The sequence below is a fragment of the Alkalibacillus aidingensis genome, assembly GCF_014595945.1.
Taxonomy (GTDB): Bacteria; Bacillota; Bacilli; order Bacillales; family Alkalibacillaceae; genus Alkalibacillus; species Alkalibacillus aidingensis.
Genome location: NZ_JABXWU010000001.1, coordinates 789522 through 805585 on the forward strand (window position 1 = coordinate 789522; position 16064 = coordinate 805585).

Annotated in this window: 13 protein-coding genes and 1 other annotated feature; of the genes, 1 reads left to right on the top strand and 12 read right to left on the bottom strand. The window is 36.8% G+C overall.

The genetic code is table 11. The features are described from left to right. Nucleotides 1-10 precede the first annotated feature (10 nt). The 6 genes from mreB to HWQ49_RS04165 form a co-directional block, all read right to left on the bottom strand. Nucleotides 11-1051 carry a rod shape-determining protein gene (mreB, locus tag HWQ49_RS04140; RefSeq protein ID WP_188206289.1) on the bottom strand — a complete coding sequence of 347 codons (1041 nt, stop codon included), beginning with the start codon at nucleotides 1049-1051 and terminating at the stop codon, nucleotides 11-13. A gap of 219 nt (nucleotides 1052-1270) precedes the next feature. Next, nucleotides 1271-1960, bottom strand: coding sequence for a RadC family protein (gene radC / locus HWQ49_RS04145; RefSeq protein ID WP_223154988.1), 690 nt, complete (start codon nucleotides 1958-1960; stop codon nucleotides 1271-1273). Between the two features lie 157 nt (nucleotides 1961-2117). After that, the gene (locus HWQ49_RS04150) at nucleotides 2118-2951 is read right to left on the bottom strand and encodes a hypothetical protein (protein WP_188206291.1); all 834 of its coding nucleotides are present in this window, start codon (nucleotides 2949-2951) and stop codon (nucleotides 2118-2120) included. A 153-nt stretch (nucleotides 2952-3104) separates the two neighbouring features. Then, nucleotides 3105-4823, bottom strand: a complete 1719-nt coding sequence (locus HWQ49_RS04155) for a sensor domain-containing diguanylate cyclase (RefSeq protein ID WP_188206292.1) — start codon at nucleotides 4821-4823, stop codon at nucleotides 3105-3107. A 13-nt stretch (nucleotides 4824-4836) separates the two neighbouring features. Beyond that, nucleotides 4837-6132 carry a bifunctional folylpolyglutamate synthase/dihydrofolate synthase gene (locus HWQ49_RS04160; RefSeq protein WP_188206293.1) on the bottom strand — a complete coding sequence of 432 codons (1296 nt, stop codon included), beginning with the start codon at nucleotides 6130-6132 and terminating at the stop codon, nucleotides 4837-4839. An 89-nt stretch (nucleotides 6133-6221) separates the two neighbouring features. Further along, a complete protein-coding gene (locus HWQ49_RS04165) occupies nucleotides 6222-8873 on the bottom strand; it encodes a valine--tRNA ligase (protein WP_188206294.1) in 2652 nt (883 codons plus the stop codon). 109 nt (nucleotides 8874-8982) lie between these two features. Next, nucleotides 8983-9209 (bottom strand) — a binding site (T-box leader). Between the two features lie 106 nt (nucleotides 9210-9315). Here HWQ49_RS04165 and HWQ49_RS04170 point away from each other — a divergent pair. After that, nucleotides 9316-9504 (top strand): hypothetical protein, encoded by a 189-nt coding sequence (locus tag HWQ49_RS04170; protein WP_188206295.1) that lies wholly within the window; start codon nucleotides 9316-9318, stop codon nucleotides 9502-9504. Here HWQ49_RS04170 and HWQ49_RS04175 read toward each other — a convergent pair. The 6 genes from HWQ49_RS04175 to HWQ49_RS04200 all read right to left on the bottom strand — a co-directional run bounded on the left by HWQ49_RS04175 (nucleotide 9501) and on the right by HWQ49_RS04200 (nucleotide 16060). After that, nucleotides 9501-10634, bottom strand: a complete 1134-nt coding sequence (locus tag HWQ49_RS04175) for a LysM peptidoglycan-binding domain-containing protein (protein WP_188206296.1) — start codon at nucleotides 10632-10634, stop codon at nucleotides 9501-9503. The two genes, HWQ49_RS04170 and HWQ49_RS04175, sit on opposite strands and share 4 nt — an antisense overlap. Before the next feature lie 570 nt (nucleotides 10635-11204). Continuing rightward, entirely contained in the window at nucleotides 11205-12488 is a 1284-nt protein-coding gene (gene hemL / locus HWQ49_RS04180) for a glutamate-1-semialdehyde 2,1-aminomutase (RefSeq protein ID WP_188206297.1), read from the bottom strand. Between the two features lies 1 nt (nucleotide 12489). Further along, complete coding sequence (hemB, locus tag HWQ49_RS04185; RefSeq protein ID WP_188206298.1) at nucleotides 12490-13479, bottom strand: porphobilinogen synthase; 990 nt, start codon at nucleotides 13477-13479, stop codon at nucleotides 12490-12492. Between the two features lies 1 nt (nucleotide 13480). Continuing rightward, the gene (locus HWQ49_RS04190; protein WP_188206299.1) at nucleotides 13481-14251 is read right to left on the bottom strand and encodes a uroporphyrinogen-III synthase; all 771 of its coding nucleotides are present in this window, start codon (nucleotides 14249-14251) and stop codon (nucleotides 13481-13483) included. Then, nucleotides 14251-15183 (bottom strand): hydroxymethylbilane synthase, encoded by a 933-nt coding sequence (hemC, locus tag HWQ49_RS04195; RefSeq protein WP_188206300.1) that lies wholly within the window; start codon nucleotides 15181-15183, stop codon nucleotides 14251-14253. The genes HWQ49_RS04190 and hemC overlap by 1 nt, the downstream gene beginning before the upstream one ends. 46 nt (nucleotides 15184-15229) lie before the next feature. Further along, complete coding sequence (locus HWQ49_RS04200; RefSeq protein ID WP_188206301.1) at nucleotides 15230-16060, bottom strand: cytochrome C assembly family protein; 831 nt, start codon at nucleotides 16058-16060, stop codon at nucleotides 15230-15232. Nucleotides 16061-16064: the final 4 nt, after the last annotated feature.

Genomic DNA, 16064 nt, shown 5'->3' on the forward strand with positions numbered 1-16064 from the left:
TTGCACCTACTTAACTTTCTATATTTCTTTCTGAGACATTTGGTGTATTTTTAAAATAGTCGATTTTCTCAAGGGCTCTACCCGTTCCAACAGCGACACAATCTAATGGATGATCCGAAACGGATACTGGTATATCCACTTCCTCGCTGATCACCTCATCTAAATATAATAGCTTAGCACCACCACCCGTTAACATAATACCTCGCTCGACAATATCTGATGAAAGCTCGGGTGGTGCTTCCTCCATCGCCTGTTTTACGGCTTCTACAATACGATTAATTATGCTTCTAATTGCGTCTACTAATTCTTCATTACTAACTGAAATCGTGTGAGGTAAACCCGTGACTAGGTCACGACCTTTAATTTTCATCATATCATTTTCCTCAGTCTTACGTGCAGAGGCTAATTCTAATTTTAACTTTTCAGCAGTCGAATCACCAATCAATAAACCATATTTTTTGCGAATATATTGAACAATTTGATGGTCCATTTGATCTCCAGCCATTCTGAGGGAACGACTTGTCACAGTTCCCCCTAGCGAGATGATAGATACCTCTGTTGTGCCTCCACCAATATCAACTATCATACTACCAGTTGGTTCCCAAACAGGTAAACCCGCTCCGATCGCTGCTGCAAATGGTTCGGAAATTGTGTATACTTCCTTAGCCCCAGCTTGCCTAGTGGCATCTAAAACTGCACGCTCTTCAACCATGGTAATACCAGAAGGGACACCTACAATCACTTTCGGTTTTCGGTTAAAAAGTGACTTGGTGTTAACGACCTTACGGATATAATAGTTCATCATGGCAGCTGTCGTATGAAAATCAGCAATTACCCCATCTTTCATAGGTCTTATGATCGATATATTTTCAGGTGTTCTTCCGATCATTCTTTTAGCTTCATCACCTACTGCTACAATTTCTCCACTATAGTTATTTTTAGCGACATAAGAAGATTCACGCACAGTGATTCCTTTGCCTTTAACATAAACAAGTGTATTAGCAGTCCCTAAATCAATACCAAAATCTTTGTTAATAAAAGATGTACCCAACCTGATCGTCCTCTCTACGTAGTAAATATTATTACTATAAAGTACGCTCAGGTCTGGTTAAAAATGAATAAGCACCACATTTAAACATAATTTTATTGTGGCGCTTAAATAAACATTAATATTTATATTATACGAAAAAAAAAAAGAAATAGATAGATTTACAGCTCGCAAATATTTAGTCTTTTATGACTAAATTATAGACGGTTGTTAAGGTAAGGCTTATAAGTACCCTTTTTCTTTTAAGGAAATATACTTGTGATCACCTATGACTAAATGATCTAACAATTCAATTCCGATCATTTTACCAGATTCAACTAAACGCCTTGTAACATGGATATCTTCATTTGAGGGGGATGGATCACCTGAAGGATGGTTGTGAGCACAGATAATTGAAGCAGCAGACCGTTTAATCGCCTCTTTATACACCTCTCGAGGATGGACAATCGATGAATTAAGACTTCCGATAAAAATAGTTTGACGATGAATAATGCGATTTTTAGTGTCCAAATACAAACATACGAAATGTTCCTGCTTTAAGCCACGCATATCCTCCATCAAGAAATTAGCACCATCTTCAGGACTTCTAATAGTGTATTGATCACTTAGTTTGTAGGATTGAATTCGTTTACCTAACTCTATACCTGCTAATAGTTGAACAGCTTTAGCTGTTCCAATTCCATTGATCATTTTCAGCTCCGTAATGGTAGCATCACGAAGTAATGATAAACCTTCAAAATGCTTTAACACCCGGGTGGCTAATGATAGTGCTGAATTTCCTTTTGTTCCACTTCCAATTAAAATAGCTATTAATTCTTGATTTGACAAAGCTCTTGGACCACTTTGAATCAAGCGCTCCCTAGGTCGCTCATCTTTTGGAACATCTCTAATTAGGATCGTATCAGTTTTCAATAGAACTTGCTCCTCTCTTTTCATTAAACATTTACATTCTACAAAAAACTGACAATATAAACAAAGAGGGGAAAACTTATTTCCCCCCTGACAAACCTTGAATATTAGTCATATTTATGAAGATGTTTTACAAATAGTTAAGTTAAACAAATTTTACTTAAATTGAATCGAAAAATAAATAAAAACATAGAAGAAGTGTCTGTTGTCCAAGTACAAACGAACTCTCATCATCTTGTTCTAACCGATTAACAATAACATTGGCTTGGTGAAGATAGGGATTGTTTTCAAAAGAACTTGGAACCTGGCTCAACCACTCTTCACTTTGGGCAAGCCACTCGTCAGAAAGATCATCTGAATGAATAATATCCTGCCCCTCCATTAACCAAGTGTTAACTTCATCAGTTTCTTCTATTTCAACGTTAGTAAATGACCAACTTTTCACTAAGTAATCTTCATTTTTTTCAAGTCCTTCAGATTCCAAAAACTCAACAGCCAAATCCTTTGATTGATCAGTAGGTAACAAGCTCGTTAGTAAATAATAATACTCTTCATCATCAGTTATAACTGATGGAAGATGAGCTAGTTCATCTTGAAATTCTACTGCATTTTCTTCTGTGGAAAACATACCTAGCTGAACGACTTCTGTAGTAGGTAATTCAATCTCTAAAGCTGTAGTTTCTGCACCTTCATTGTCCTCATTGGTTTCCTCTTCTTGCTCTTCATTTGAATCAACTGGTGTAGCTGTTGGAGGTTGTTGATCACCAGATATGTCAGCAAAGAAATACATCATTGAAAAACCAAATAAGGATCCGAGTACAATTGCTAGAATTACTGCTCGCAAGATCTTTACCGAAGATCCTTTTTGATTAGAAAGTCCACCAAGTCCTTTTTTCTTTTTCTTAGGTGTCAAAATCTTCTCTAAATCATGTGAATGACGGTTATTGTTTGATTGTTGGTTCAACATGACGCGTACTTTTTTTTGCTCGTCCATTTTTTTACCACCTTCATTCGTGTTGATAGAATCCTATCATAGTCCAAGTAAAAAAATACGAAAATTTTGTCACGTCTTTTCTCCATTTTAAGACAAAAAAACCTATATGAATGACTTTCATTCACATAGGTTTACTGAGTAATTATATCTAAATTAAGTAGCAATAGAAGCAACACGATTCTTTCCACTACGTTTCGCACCTACGTACATAGCACGATCGGCTTGACGGATAAGTTCTTCTGGAGAATCACAATGATCTGGATAAGTTGCAACACCAATACTAGCTGTTACATATACTTTTACATTTTCATTCTCGTTGGTCAAAGGCTTGAGTACGAACGGACGAGCAGATATGACTCTTAAAATCTCCTCAGCTATACCTAACGCTTCATCATGATTTATTCCCTTCAATAATACAGTGAATTCCTCTCCACCATATCGAGCAACAATGCCTAGATTCCCCATATATTCCTCTATCCTTTTAGCAAGTTCAACTAACACTTCATTTCCTGCCTCGTGGCCATATGTATCATTTAATTGCTTGAAGGAATCTAAATCAAATAAGATAACAGATAATCTTTCTTCTAATCCTTTTTCTTCTAGGTCTAATGCGTATTCTTCAAGATGTTCCATAAAAAATCGATAATTGTATAGTCCAGTCAGACGATCACGTTGACTTTTATTTTTCTCATTTTGGTAGTGTCTAGCATTCTCAATCGCAACTGACAAGAAATTACCTAAGATCTCTAACAACATCAGATGATACTTTTCATAAGCGCGTGATTGTTTTGAGGCAACGACTAATACCCCAACAACCTGATTATTTCTTAGAATCGGAACACCTAAGACACTATAGACATCGTCAGGTAATTCGTGATCCGTTATTTCATTTATCTGGTTACGAGTTAGTAACATTTGACCTTTCTTAGTTTCATAAATTCGTCCAGCAAAGCCTTCTCCGTATTCTAGTGAAAGATCAAGTTTATCTCTTGAAGGATCATCACTGTTTGCGAAGCGAATAACGTTCATGACTTGACTTGACCTCGTTATATCATAGACATAGATATAACTAAGAGGGATTAGCTTGACTACTTCATTAATAAACGTGTCTAAAACACTTTTGACATTCAACTTTTTTGACAGTTCATGTCCTATTTCACTTGTTTCATGAAGGTAAGTGTTGACCCTTGTTCCTTTATGATAAGTAGAAATGACAACAGATAACAGAATAGCAGGAAAACCTACTATAAATATACCTGCTACACCAATTTCTAGATATAGTATATATAGAATAAGACCGATAGGGAAGATAAGCATCGTTATTAAGCCATCTACAAATAACGATTTTGGAACAGATAACAGCTTGTTCCCCTTAATATATACATCTATTAGAGTTAATAAAAACTGATTAATACAAATGGAGGCAACAATATAGCCAACTAATGGGACGATTTCATCTACAGTACTTAAGGATAGAATACCGTGTGTGCCACCTAAAGTATAATAGACTCCTGCAGAAAAGATCGATGTTAGTAGCAACATCGTTGAATTCGTGGCAATACGGTGGAATTCATTTTTCTTCAATCTAATTTTAATGAATAAAGCCACAAGGGCAAGTTGTGTTAATATAATTTCAGCGAATAAACCAAAGTATAGAAAAATTGCAAAACTAACGCCGTTTATAAAAAAGATCGTTATGGATCCGACTTGTATCGGAAAGACTGCAACTGCACAAATGACAACTGCAAAAGCGATTAAATCAAACCAATAATTAGTGAATGATGGTTCTAAAGTATTATATAAATAAAACAAAATCGTTGGAAAAAAAGTAAGCCAAATCAACCAGACTATAATATTCTTAGATCGCGTCATAACAAGACCCCTTTTAAGGATTTAAAGTGCTCAAATATTGCCTCACTTCAGAAATAAAATACAAAGAACCCGTCACAACCAAGACCTCATCAGCTTTCAACTTATCTCGCAGCTGTTCCAAAGCTAGCTTCCAGTCTCTTTCTACCAAAATGTCTATTTTTTCAAACTTTTCTCTTAGTTCATAATATCCATATTTTTGGTGAAAGTCAAATGTAGTTATTGTAATATGACGATAGTTTTTGGTTAACAGCTTGACCATTTGTTCAATAGGTTTGTTTTTAACAACTGAGCAAAGTATATGGATTTGATCTGTTCGATAACGCTGATTAAGAGTAGTAACTAACGTTTCTAAGGCTTCGTAATTATGAGCTCCATCTAAGACAATATCTGGTTCAGTTTGAATATATTCAAAACGTCCTGGCCACTTTGATTGCGTCAACCCGGTTTTAATTGCTGCTTTTGAATAAGAAAAGTTTTCTATTTCAGATAAGGCTAAGTAACCATGAATTGCTAAAGCCGAATTATTGATTTGATGTCTTCCAAACATAGTGATCTTGAGATGATCTAAGGTTAGCTTTTTAGACATATAGTGGAATTGTTCCCCCGTTGCACTAGAATGGTGATTCACAGTCTTAAATTCCTGACCTAATTGGTAAAGAGGGGATTGATTCTCCTGAGCAACTTTCTGAATAATCTGTTTAGCCGAAGATTGTTGAACACCAGAAATAACAGGAGTCTTCTTTTTTATGATTCCAGCTTTTTCATAAGTAATTTGTTCTAGGCTATCTCCTAATATATTCATATGATCATAACCAATTGTTGTAATGATTGAAAGTAGGGGATTGATTACATTGGTAGAATCCAACCTTCCACCTAACCCCACCTCTATAATCGCATAATCTACACCTTCTTTTTTAAAGTGTAAGAAGGCCATTACTGTAATAATTTCAAACTCTGTTGGTGAGCCAAGATCTGTTTCAGACAATTGTTTGCATAAAGGTTGGATTTGTTGGACTAATTCAACTAATTGTGACCCCGGAATCGGAATACCGTTGATACTTATTCGTTCATTAAACTTTTCTATGTATGGAGAAGTAAAAGTCCCAACTTGATAATCATGCTCTTGAAGGATATTCCTTAAATAGGTAACTGTAGATCCTTTCCCATTCGTACCAGCAATGTGAATCAATTTCAGTTCATCATGTGGACGATCTAACTGTTCTAATAACCACTCAACACGCTTTAACCCCGGTTTGATTCCAAAAGTCAACTGTTGATGGATCCAGTCAATAGCTTCCTGTTCATTCATTTTTGTCACTCACTTCTCTACTAGTCTATTTTAAACAAATCGTTGAGCTACCCCTTTTATCAAAAGATAGCTCAACGATCCAACCATCATTATTTTACATTCTCTAATTCTGCAATTCGTTCTTTAACTAGCTTTTGTTTTTCTGAGTAATCTTTCTCTTTGTCGCGCTCTTCTTGAACAACTTTCTCAGGAGCTTTATTAACAAAGTTCTCATTAGCTAGCTTTTTCTGAACACGATCAACTTCCTGATTCCACTTTTCTAACTCACCTTTTAAGCGATTGATTTCTGCGTCAATATCAATTAATCCTTCTAGTGGAAAGAAGATTTCTGCTCCAGTAACAACAGCGCTTTTCGATTGTTCAGGTACTTCTACAGATGTACCAATCGTTAGCTTTTCTGGATTACAGAAATGGTTTAGGTAATGGTCGTTTTTGTTCAATTCTTCTACAATTGCCTCATCATTTGCTTTGATGATGATATTAATTTCCTTAGACATTGGTGTATCCACTTCAGCACGTACATTTCTGACCGAACGGATAATTGATACAAGTCGGTCCATTTCATTACGTGACTGCTGATAATTGTATGCTTCTTTAACCTGTGGCCACTCAGCAGTCGTAATGGATTCACCTTGGTGCGGAATATGTTCCCATATTTCCTCGGAAATAAACGGCATGAATGGATGTAACATCTTAAGTATACTATCTAATGTTGTTACTAACACAGACCTTGTCGTCTGTTTAGCTGTTTCATCGTCACCATATAATGGCAACTTAGCCATTTCAATATACCAATCACAGAAGTCATCCCATATAAAGTTGTATAGGTGTCTACCTGCTTCACCGAAGTCATAACGATCTATATTACGAGTGACGTTCTCTACAGTCTCATTTAGTCGGGTTAAGATCCACTCATCTGCTACTGATTTTTTGCCACTTAAATCTATATCTTCATATTTAAAGCCTTCTAAATTCATAATCACAAAGCGAGAAGCATTCCAAATCTTATTGGCAAAATTCCATGTTGATTCAACTTTTTCCCATTGGAATCTTAAATCTTGACCAGGGGAAGAACCTGTTGCTAGGAAATAACGTAATGAATCAGCCCCATACTGATCAATGACGTCCATTGGGTCAACACCATTACCTAATGACTTACTCATTTTCCGACCTTGAGCATCACGAACCAATCCATGGATTAGGACATCTTTAAAAGGACGACGATCCATAAAATGCTTTGATTGAAAGATCATTCGAGAAACCCAAAAGAAGATAATATCGTAACCAGTCACTAAAACATCTGTTGGGAAATAACGATTTAGATCATAGCTGTCTTGATCAGGCCACCCCATTGTTGAAAAAGGCCATAGAGCAGAAGAGAACCAAGTATCTAATACATCTTCGTCTTGTTCCCAATTCTCGATATCCTCTGGTGCTTCACGCCCGACAAAAACCTCTCCTGTTTCCTTATGATACCAAGCAGGAATACGGTGACCCCACCACAGTTGTCTGGAAATACACCAGTCTCTAATGGTTTCCATCCAGTGTAAATAAGTTTTCTCAAACCGATCTGGAACGAAGTCAACTTTATCATCTGTCTCTTGTAGCTTAATTGCTTGTTCAGCTAATGGTTGCATATTTACAAACCATTGAGTTGATAAGTAAGGTTCAACTACGGCGTCACTTCGTTCAGAATGACCTACTTGGTGAGTGTGTTCCTCGATCTTAAACAAAACACCCTCGTTCTGTAAATCCTCAACAATCTGCTTACGACATTCAAACCGATCAAGCCCTTTATATTTACCTGCATTTTCATTCATTGAACCATCTTCATTCATCACTAGAACTCTCTCTAAGTTATGACGGTTACCAATTTCAAAATCATTAGGGTCATGAGCTGGTGTAATCTTAACGGCACCAGAACCAAACTCCATATCAACATAATCGTCAGCCACAATTTCAATCTCTCGCCCAATAATAGGTAAAGTAACCTTCTGACCGATTAAATGTTGATAACGTTCATCATCTGGATGTACAGCCACGGCTGTATCGCCTAACATCGTTTCTGGACGAGTTGTGGCTACTTCAATGTGACCTGAACCATCTTTTAAAGGATATTTCATATGATAAAATGCACCCTGTACTTCCTTATAGATGACCTCAATATCTGAAAGAGCCGTTTGAGTACTTGGGTCCCAGTTAATAATATATTCTCCACGATAAATTAACCCTTGTTCATACAACGTCACGAACACTTCACGTACGGCATTAGATAAGCCATCATCCAATGTAAAGCGTTCTCTGGAGTAATCAACACCTAATCCTAATTTTTCCCACTGCGTACGAATAAAAGAGGCATACTCTTCTTTCCAGTCCCAAGATTTTTCTAGGAACTTTTCTCTTCCTAAATCATGACGATTTTGACCTTCCTCTTTTAATTTAGCTTCAACCTTTGCCTGAGTAGCAATCCCAGCATGGTCCATTCCTGGTAACCATAAAACATCAAAACCTTGCATACGCTTATAGCGTGTAATAATATCCTGCAAGGTTGTATCCCATGCATGCCCTAGGTGGAGACGACCAGTGACATTAGGTGGGGGAATAACTACAGTAAAAGGTTCCTTCGATTCATCATTTTTAGCTTCAAAAAACTTTCCTTCAACCCACTTTTGATAGCGCCCTTTTTCAACTTCATTTGGATTATATTTTGGGGCCATGGACATTTCGTTTTGTTCACCCATTTTAAATCCTCCTTCAACATTACTTATCATTCAATTTGATCTGATTAATTTGACCAAACAAAAGATCTCTTACTAAAGTAAAAAATATAAAAAAGCTATTCGCCCTTATCAAAAGGACGAATAGCTTTTCAATCGCGGTACCACCTTTATTTACAAACGAACTATATCGTTTGTACACCTCAATTCATAACGGTTTTCCCGGCTTCTTCTACTAAGATTTCAAAGAAGCTGCATATTCAGAGCGACCTTCCAAGTTTTCAACTGAGGAAGCTTGCAGCCATGGCTTCCTTCTCTGTACAGTATTCCACTTGTACTCCTCTCTTACCAGCATTTTTGATCATTTAATTTGTATATTATTGTATACAAATTGAGGAGAGAAAGTCAATTATTTTACACAATTAATTTATTTGATCATACATTAACATAAGAGGAGGGTTTAAAAGTGGGCAGATATTATCGTTACCGCCTCCCGCCATGGGCAAGACAATGTATTTATACGATCGAAAGGTGTATATTACCTATTATGATTTTCCAACTAACAAGAACGTTATTGTTTCCTTCCACACTAGATGTGTTCTTAGCTGGTTTATTAGTTGGGATATTTATTGCCTTTTACTTAGAATGGATTTAATCTAACGGTTGCTTAGCTTCTGCGGGAACATAGATAACATCACCTTCGTTCAATTCATCACCAGCCTGGATCCCATTTATTCTTTCTAATTTAGCAACCGACACGTCATAGTTATTCGCTATCGATTGTAAAGTCTCATTTTCTTGGACGAATCGCATACGCACCTTTACTTTACCAGAACTTTCCTCTCTGAAAAACTTAGATAAATAGCTAATTCCCTTCTTCGGCTTCTTCTCTTCATCTTCAGAGTCGTAATGGTCATCTGCATCATGGTCCTCATCATAGTCAGTTGGATCCAGGTCATCATAATCTTCATCATAATTCTCATATTCATCATGTTCTGATTCTGCGTCACTTTGTTCAGGATAAACTCCTGTAGGATCATTAGTATCCTGAGCAACCTCTTCTGTCTGGCCCTCATATGGGTCTTTCTTTTTAAAGAATTCTTGAATTGATTGAGTTTTTTGTTGCTTTTTCCATAATTCTCGTCCTTTTTCATTTTCACCATCATGGTCACCATCATAGTCATTCGTTTCCTCTGTTTGATATGCTGATTCTTCATTAAAGGAACTAGCTTCTGTTACTTCATTACCATCATCATAGTTAGAATCAAAACTATCTTCTTGCATAGTAGGAAACTCTTTCAACTCAAAATCTGATTGTGTCAGATCATTCTCATCTGCTCGGGTAGCCTCGTCTAATGCAACAGTTCCATCTAAACGTACATTAGAATAAATTTTCAATGTGTTAGGTTCAGGTAGCTCATAATCAAAATAATCAATAACAACCTGAATGTCATCATCTGTTCTTAGTCGATTCTTAGGAATGGTTATATCGATTGGAATCGGATACTGAAATTCCATAAAGCCATTATCTAATGCTCTAACCTGTTGCACCGTATTTTGTTCATCTTCATCAACAATGTAGTGTGACTGTAGATTTTGTTCATTAGTTTGGTAATCTCCCCGAACAACCAAAACACCACGGACCTGGACAAAACTATTCTCATGAATCACATTAACATCGGGGTCAATTGCTATACTATACAGGTCATCAATTTCCTCCCCTCGCCGAAAGCTAATATTCTCCCTTACTTCAAACTGATATGGTACTTGATCATAGTTATTCAATGAAAATCCCCCTCATATAGTCACTTTATCCATTACTATATGTGTATTACGTGGGGTTCAGAACTATGTCCATTATTATGGAAAAGGGATGAAGTGATCTAAACTTGGTTGTAAGCGAAATTTTGTTAGGGGAAATTATCGCTATGAAGTTCATTATCTTTTTTGTTAGGTGGGCGTTTCGATGACATTTTGCGCTTCACATGAGGGCAAAACGTCATTGAGTGGCGTTTCGATGACATTTTGCGCTTCACATGAGGGCAAAACGTCATTGAGCGGGGTTCTCGATGACATTTTGCGCTTCACACGAGGGCAAAACGTCATTGAGGTCACATCTCCTGGACAATTCACCCCACCAAGCTACTCATAACGCCATTTATCCCGATCACATAGATTAGTTAATGAACATTCTCCATATACTGTGCAGCAATTTAGTGACTCACGATATGAGGAAACGTCAACCTAAGATGGTCTGCTATTTAAAAGCTTATCCTTTAATAGAAGTTTACTTAACCACAATAAAACACCTAACTATTTAAATATTAAAATAGTCAGGTGTGACATCATTAATTATTATTGATACTGTTGAAATGCTTTTTGTGCTGCTTCAATAGTCTTTTCAATATCTTCATCTGTGTGTACGGTCGACAGGAACACCCCTTCAAACTGTGAAGGTGGTAAGAAAATACCTTCTTCAGCCATTAAACGATAGTACTTGGCAAACCATTTTAAATCAGACGTTTTGGCCGTTTCAAAATTGACGACATCTTCATTAGTAAAGAAGAAGCCCAACATAGATCCTGCACGATTTACTTGTAGTGGGACACCGTTTTCTTCGGCTGCTTTTTCAAAACCTTCTACTAAACGGTCGGCTTTCTTATTGATTTCAACATAGGACTCTTCTGTTAATTCACTTAATGTTGCATACCCTGCTGCCATCGCCAATGGGTTACCAGATAATGTACCTGCTTGATAAATATCACCAGCTGGTGCAACCATCTCCATAATCTCTCGCTTACCACCGTAGGCACCTACTGGCAAGCCACCACCAATCACTTTACCTAAACACGTTAAATCAGGCGTAACATCAAAGTGGCCTTGAGCACTTCGATATCCAACTCGGAAACCTGTCATCACTTCATCAAAAATAAGTAGAGACCCATTTTCATTCGTTATATCACGTAAAAAGCTTAATAAATCATTAATAGGTGGTACGACACCCATATTCCCTGACACCGGCTCAACGATGACAGCTGCTAAATCATCTCCATACTGCTCAAAAGCATACTTAACACTTTCTTGGTCATTATATGGAACCGTAATGGTATTCTTAGCAATCGATTCTGGTACGCCTGGACTGTCTGGTAAACCTAATGTAGCCACACCAGAACCAGCTTTAATTAATAAGGAATCTCCATGACCATGGTAATTACCTTCGAACTTAAGAATTTTACTACGCTTAGTATACCCACGCGCTAATCTTAGTGCGCTCATAGTAGCCTCTGTACCAGAGTTAACCATTCTAATCATTTCAATAGATGGTACTCGATCGATGACTAGTTTAGCTAGCTTGTTCTCATATTCTACATTAGCACCAAAGCTAGTTCCCTTAGCCATAACTTCTTGTAACGTATTAAGTACACGGTCATGAGCATGTCCAACAATTAGTGGACCCCAACTCAAGACATAATCGATATATTCTTTACCATCTACGTCTTTAATCCTAGACCCTTTACCTTCTTCCATATAAATTGGGTCGACGTCAACTGAGTTAAACGCTCTTACTGGTGAATTAACGCCTCCAGGAAATAAATCTTTTGCCTCATCAAACAACATTTTTGATCGATTTTCAGCCATATTAATTACCTCCTTCTTCATTCATCCATCTTGCTAAATCTTTAGCAAAATAAGTAATAATAAGGTCAGCTCCTGCTCTTTTCATTGAAAGCATTTTCTCTTGAACTATTTCCTTTTCATTAACCCAGCCATTTTGTGCGGCTGCTTTGATTAATGAATATTCCCCACTAACGTTATAAGCAACAATTGGTTGTTGATGGCGTTCTTTTAAATCGCGCATAATATCTAAATAGCTTAAAGCTGGCTTTACAATAAGGAAATCTGCACCTTGATCAACATCAGACTTTGCTTCTCGTTGCGCTTCTAATCTGTTAGCTGGGTCCATCTGATACGTTTTACGATCACCAAATTGTGGCGAGCTATGAGCGGCATCACGGAATGGTCCGTAAAAGGCAGAAGCATATTTAACCGCATAGGACATAACTGGCGTTTCCTCAAAACCAGCTTCATCAAGTCCTTGACGAATCGCGGCGACAAATCCATCCATCATATTTGAAGGAGCAATAATATCTGCTCCAGCTTTTGCCTGGGATACGGCAGTTTTTACTAATAACGGTAAGGTACGATCATTGTTCACATAGTCGTGCTCTATCACACCACAATGACCATGTGAGGTGTATTGACATAGGCAAGTATCAGCTACAATGACTAGTTCAGGATGATCCTTTTTGATTAACCTTGTCGCTTGTTGGACAACCCCTTCATCATGGTAAGCCTCAGATCCAACATCATCTTTATCCTTGGGTACACCGAAGAGAATGATAGAGCGAATACCTAAGTCAACTACTTGTTGTACTTCCTCTAACAAATAATCAAGCGAAACTTGATACACTCCTGGCATTGATGCCACTTCATTTCTTTTACCCTCTTCCTCTAAAACAAAAATCGGGTAAATAAGATCCTCTTTATGAAGTTTAGTTTCACGGACCATGTCTCTTAGATAACTAGTTTTACGTAAACGGCGATGACGTTCAAAGTTTAACTCAGTCATATTAATCCTCCTTATAATACTGTATCACTCGCTCTACCAAGCTGTCTAAAGTATATTGATTCGGGATCAAAGTCTTTTTAAAGCCCACTTCCTTGGCATAACTTGCGGTTGTCTCTCCTATAGAAAAACAAGGTTTTTCTATAACTGTTTCTACCTGATGGTTGTTGATCATTTCTAGCATAGCCCTAATGGATGATGGCGATGTAAAAGAATAGGCGTCGATCGAATCTTCTTCAACAATTGATTGAACGTGACTTTTCTTTGCTAGATTAGTTATTGTTTCATAAACAATCAACCTTTCAAAATTTACAGCCCGTTCATTAAATAGTCGGTCGAGTACATTTCGTGATTGTTTGCCTTTAACGAGTAGGACGTTATTAGGCTGGTACTGATTAAGAAATTGTTCTCCCATATGTTCAGCATCAAATACATCAGGGATAAAATCAACACTAACACCATATGTGTATAGAGCGGATGCAGTTTTTTCGCCAACAACACCTATTTTCAACTTAGGGGGTATAACAATATCTTTATCGAATACTTTTAATGTTTCAAAAAAATATTTAACACCATTACCACTCGTAAAGATTATCCAATCAAAAGACGCTAAGTTAGTTAGCATTTGGGTTACTGCCGGATCATCATATAAAGTACAATTAATCAAAGGAATACCCGTTGCCACGATGTCATGTTGTGAAAGTTTAGAAACAAGGGGATCGTTATTGCTTAAGTCACGTGAAAAAAATACATGTTTTTGATTTGAATCAGCCATTATTGTCCATCCAATTCTTGTTTAGCTTCTTCAACTAAATCCTTTGCACCTCGTTCAATTAATCGCTCAGCAGCTTTGCGTCCAGCTTCTATTGGATCATTAGACCGCGCTGTTTCTTTAAGAATGGTTTTACCGTCTGAGGATGAAACTAGAGCTTGTAAAACAACCTCTTCACCTTCCAATACGGCATATCCTGCGATTGGTACAGAACAGCTACCCTCAAGCATACTTAGGAATTTACGCTCTGCTTCAACTGTTTTAGCCGTGTATTCATCATTAATTTGGTTTATAAGCTGCAATAAATCTTCATCATCTTCACGACATTCTAATGCTAATGCCCCCTGGCCTACTGCAGGTAAGCAGATTTCAGGCTCTAAAAATTCAGTAACCAACTCTGTTGACCAACCCATACGCTTTAAGCCTGCTGCTGCTAAAATAATGGCATCAAAGTTTTCTTCTTTTAATTTACGTAAACGCGTTTCTATATTTCCTCTGATCCATTGAATGTCTAAATCAGGGCGATAGGCTAATAGTTGTGCACCACGACGTAAACTACTCGTACCAATTACTGCTCCCGTTTTTAGATCATCCAATTTAGTGTGATCCTCGGATATGAATGCATCACGATGATCTTCTCGTTCTGGGACACAGCCAATTACTAATCCTTCTGGCATTGTAGAAGGCATGTCTTTCATGCTATGTACGGCAAGATCAATTTCATGGTCATACATCGCTTGTTCTATTTCTTTAACAAATAATCCTTTTCCACCAACTTTAGATAAAGTTACATCTAAGATTTTATCACCTTTAGTAACAATCTTTTTGACCTCAAAACTATACTCATCAGTTAGTTGACTTAATTGGTCGATAACCCACTCTGTTTGAGTTAAAGCGAGGTTACTCCTTCTTGAACCAATGACTATCTTACGCATGTTAATTCCTCCTATATATGACCCATTCGTTTGGGTCAACAATTTCTTAATATATAAAGTGAAAATTTGAAAATACAGATGAGATCACGTAGTTAATCAATAAAAACAAAAATGCTATTGAATTGAATATCGCAATACTTCTACCCACTTTTTTCTTAATAGTTTTCATGTATAAGATACAACTATAAATAACAATAACAGCAAATGAACCAAGTGTCTTAGCATCAAGCCAGTAAAATAGATCATCTGTTGAGTACGCCCACGATATTCCAATCATTAGAGAAATTGATAACATTGGAATGCCTAATACAATTAATATGAATGAAAGGTTTTCTAACTGACCCAGATTACCTATTCGTTTTAATAATTGCAGCGCTTTCTTCCTTTTAAGTAAATGAAACTGAAGTAGATAAAGAACGGAAAAAGCAAATGATAGGGTAAATAATATATAAGCAATGAAGGCAAGAACAATATGAGATAACAGTAATTCACTTATAAACCTTTCGCTTAACACCATTTCCTGCTGCATATGGCTTGAAACCAGAAATCCTAACATCATGGAAAAGCCGATCACATTAATGACAAAAACAATTAAATCCATCTTAAAGAAATAATTAATAACGATCGATACTAACAATATTAACCATGTGTAAAAATATAAACCTTCAATTATATTAAAAACAGGCAATGCACCTGTTATATATATTTTGGTAAATAAAAAAATGGTTTGTAATCCCCAAACCAATAAAAGTAACCAGAAGGCCATATGATTAGCCTTCCGGTCTCGTTTGACGAAATCGTAAAAGTAGCAAACTAAACTCAAACCATATAACAATACGATAATTTCATAAACCCTGAAATATTCAAAAACACTCATATGA

Excerpts from the sequence above, each read along its gene's own strand:
- HWQ49_RS04150 (WP_188206291.1), bottom strand. The coding sequence starts at position 2,951 with ATGGACGAGCAAAAAAAAGTACGCGTCATGTTGAACCAACAATCAAAC.
- HWQ49_RS04155 (WP_188206292.1), bottom strand. The coding sequence starts at position 4,823 with ATGACGCGATCTAAGAATATTATAGTCTGGTTGATTTGGCTTACTTTT.
- HWQ49_RS04160 (WP_188206293.1), bottom strand. The coding sequence starts at position 6,132 with ATGAATGAACAGGAAGCTATTGACTGGATCCATCAACAGTTGACTTTT.
- HWQ49_RS04165 (WP_188206294.1), bottom strand. The coding sequence starts at position 8,873 with ATGGGTGAACAAAACGAAATGTCCATGGCCCCAAAATATAATCCAAAT.
- hemL (WP_188206297.1), bottom strand. The coding sequence starts at position 12,488 with ATGGCTGAAAATCGATCAAAAATGTTGTTTGATGAGGCAAAAGATTTA.
- hemB (WP_188206298.1), bottom strand. The coding sequence starts at position 13,479 with ATGACTGAGTTAAACTTTGAACGTCATCGCCGTTTACGTAAAACTAGT.
- HWQ49_RS04190 (WP_188206299.1), bottom strand. The coding sequence starts at position 14,251 with ATGGCTGATTCAAATCAAAAACATGTATTTTTTTCACGTGACTTAAGC.
- hemC (WP_188206300.1), bottom strand. The coding sequence starts at position 15,183 with ATGCGTAAGATAGTCATTGGTTCAAGAAGGAGTAACCTCGCTTTAACT.
- HWQ49_RS04200 (WP_188206301.1), bottom strand. The coding sequence starts at position 16,060 with ATGAGTGTTTTTGAATATTTCAGGGTTTATGAAATTATCGTATTGTTA.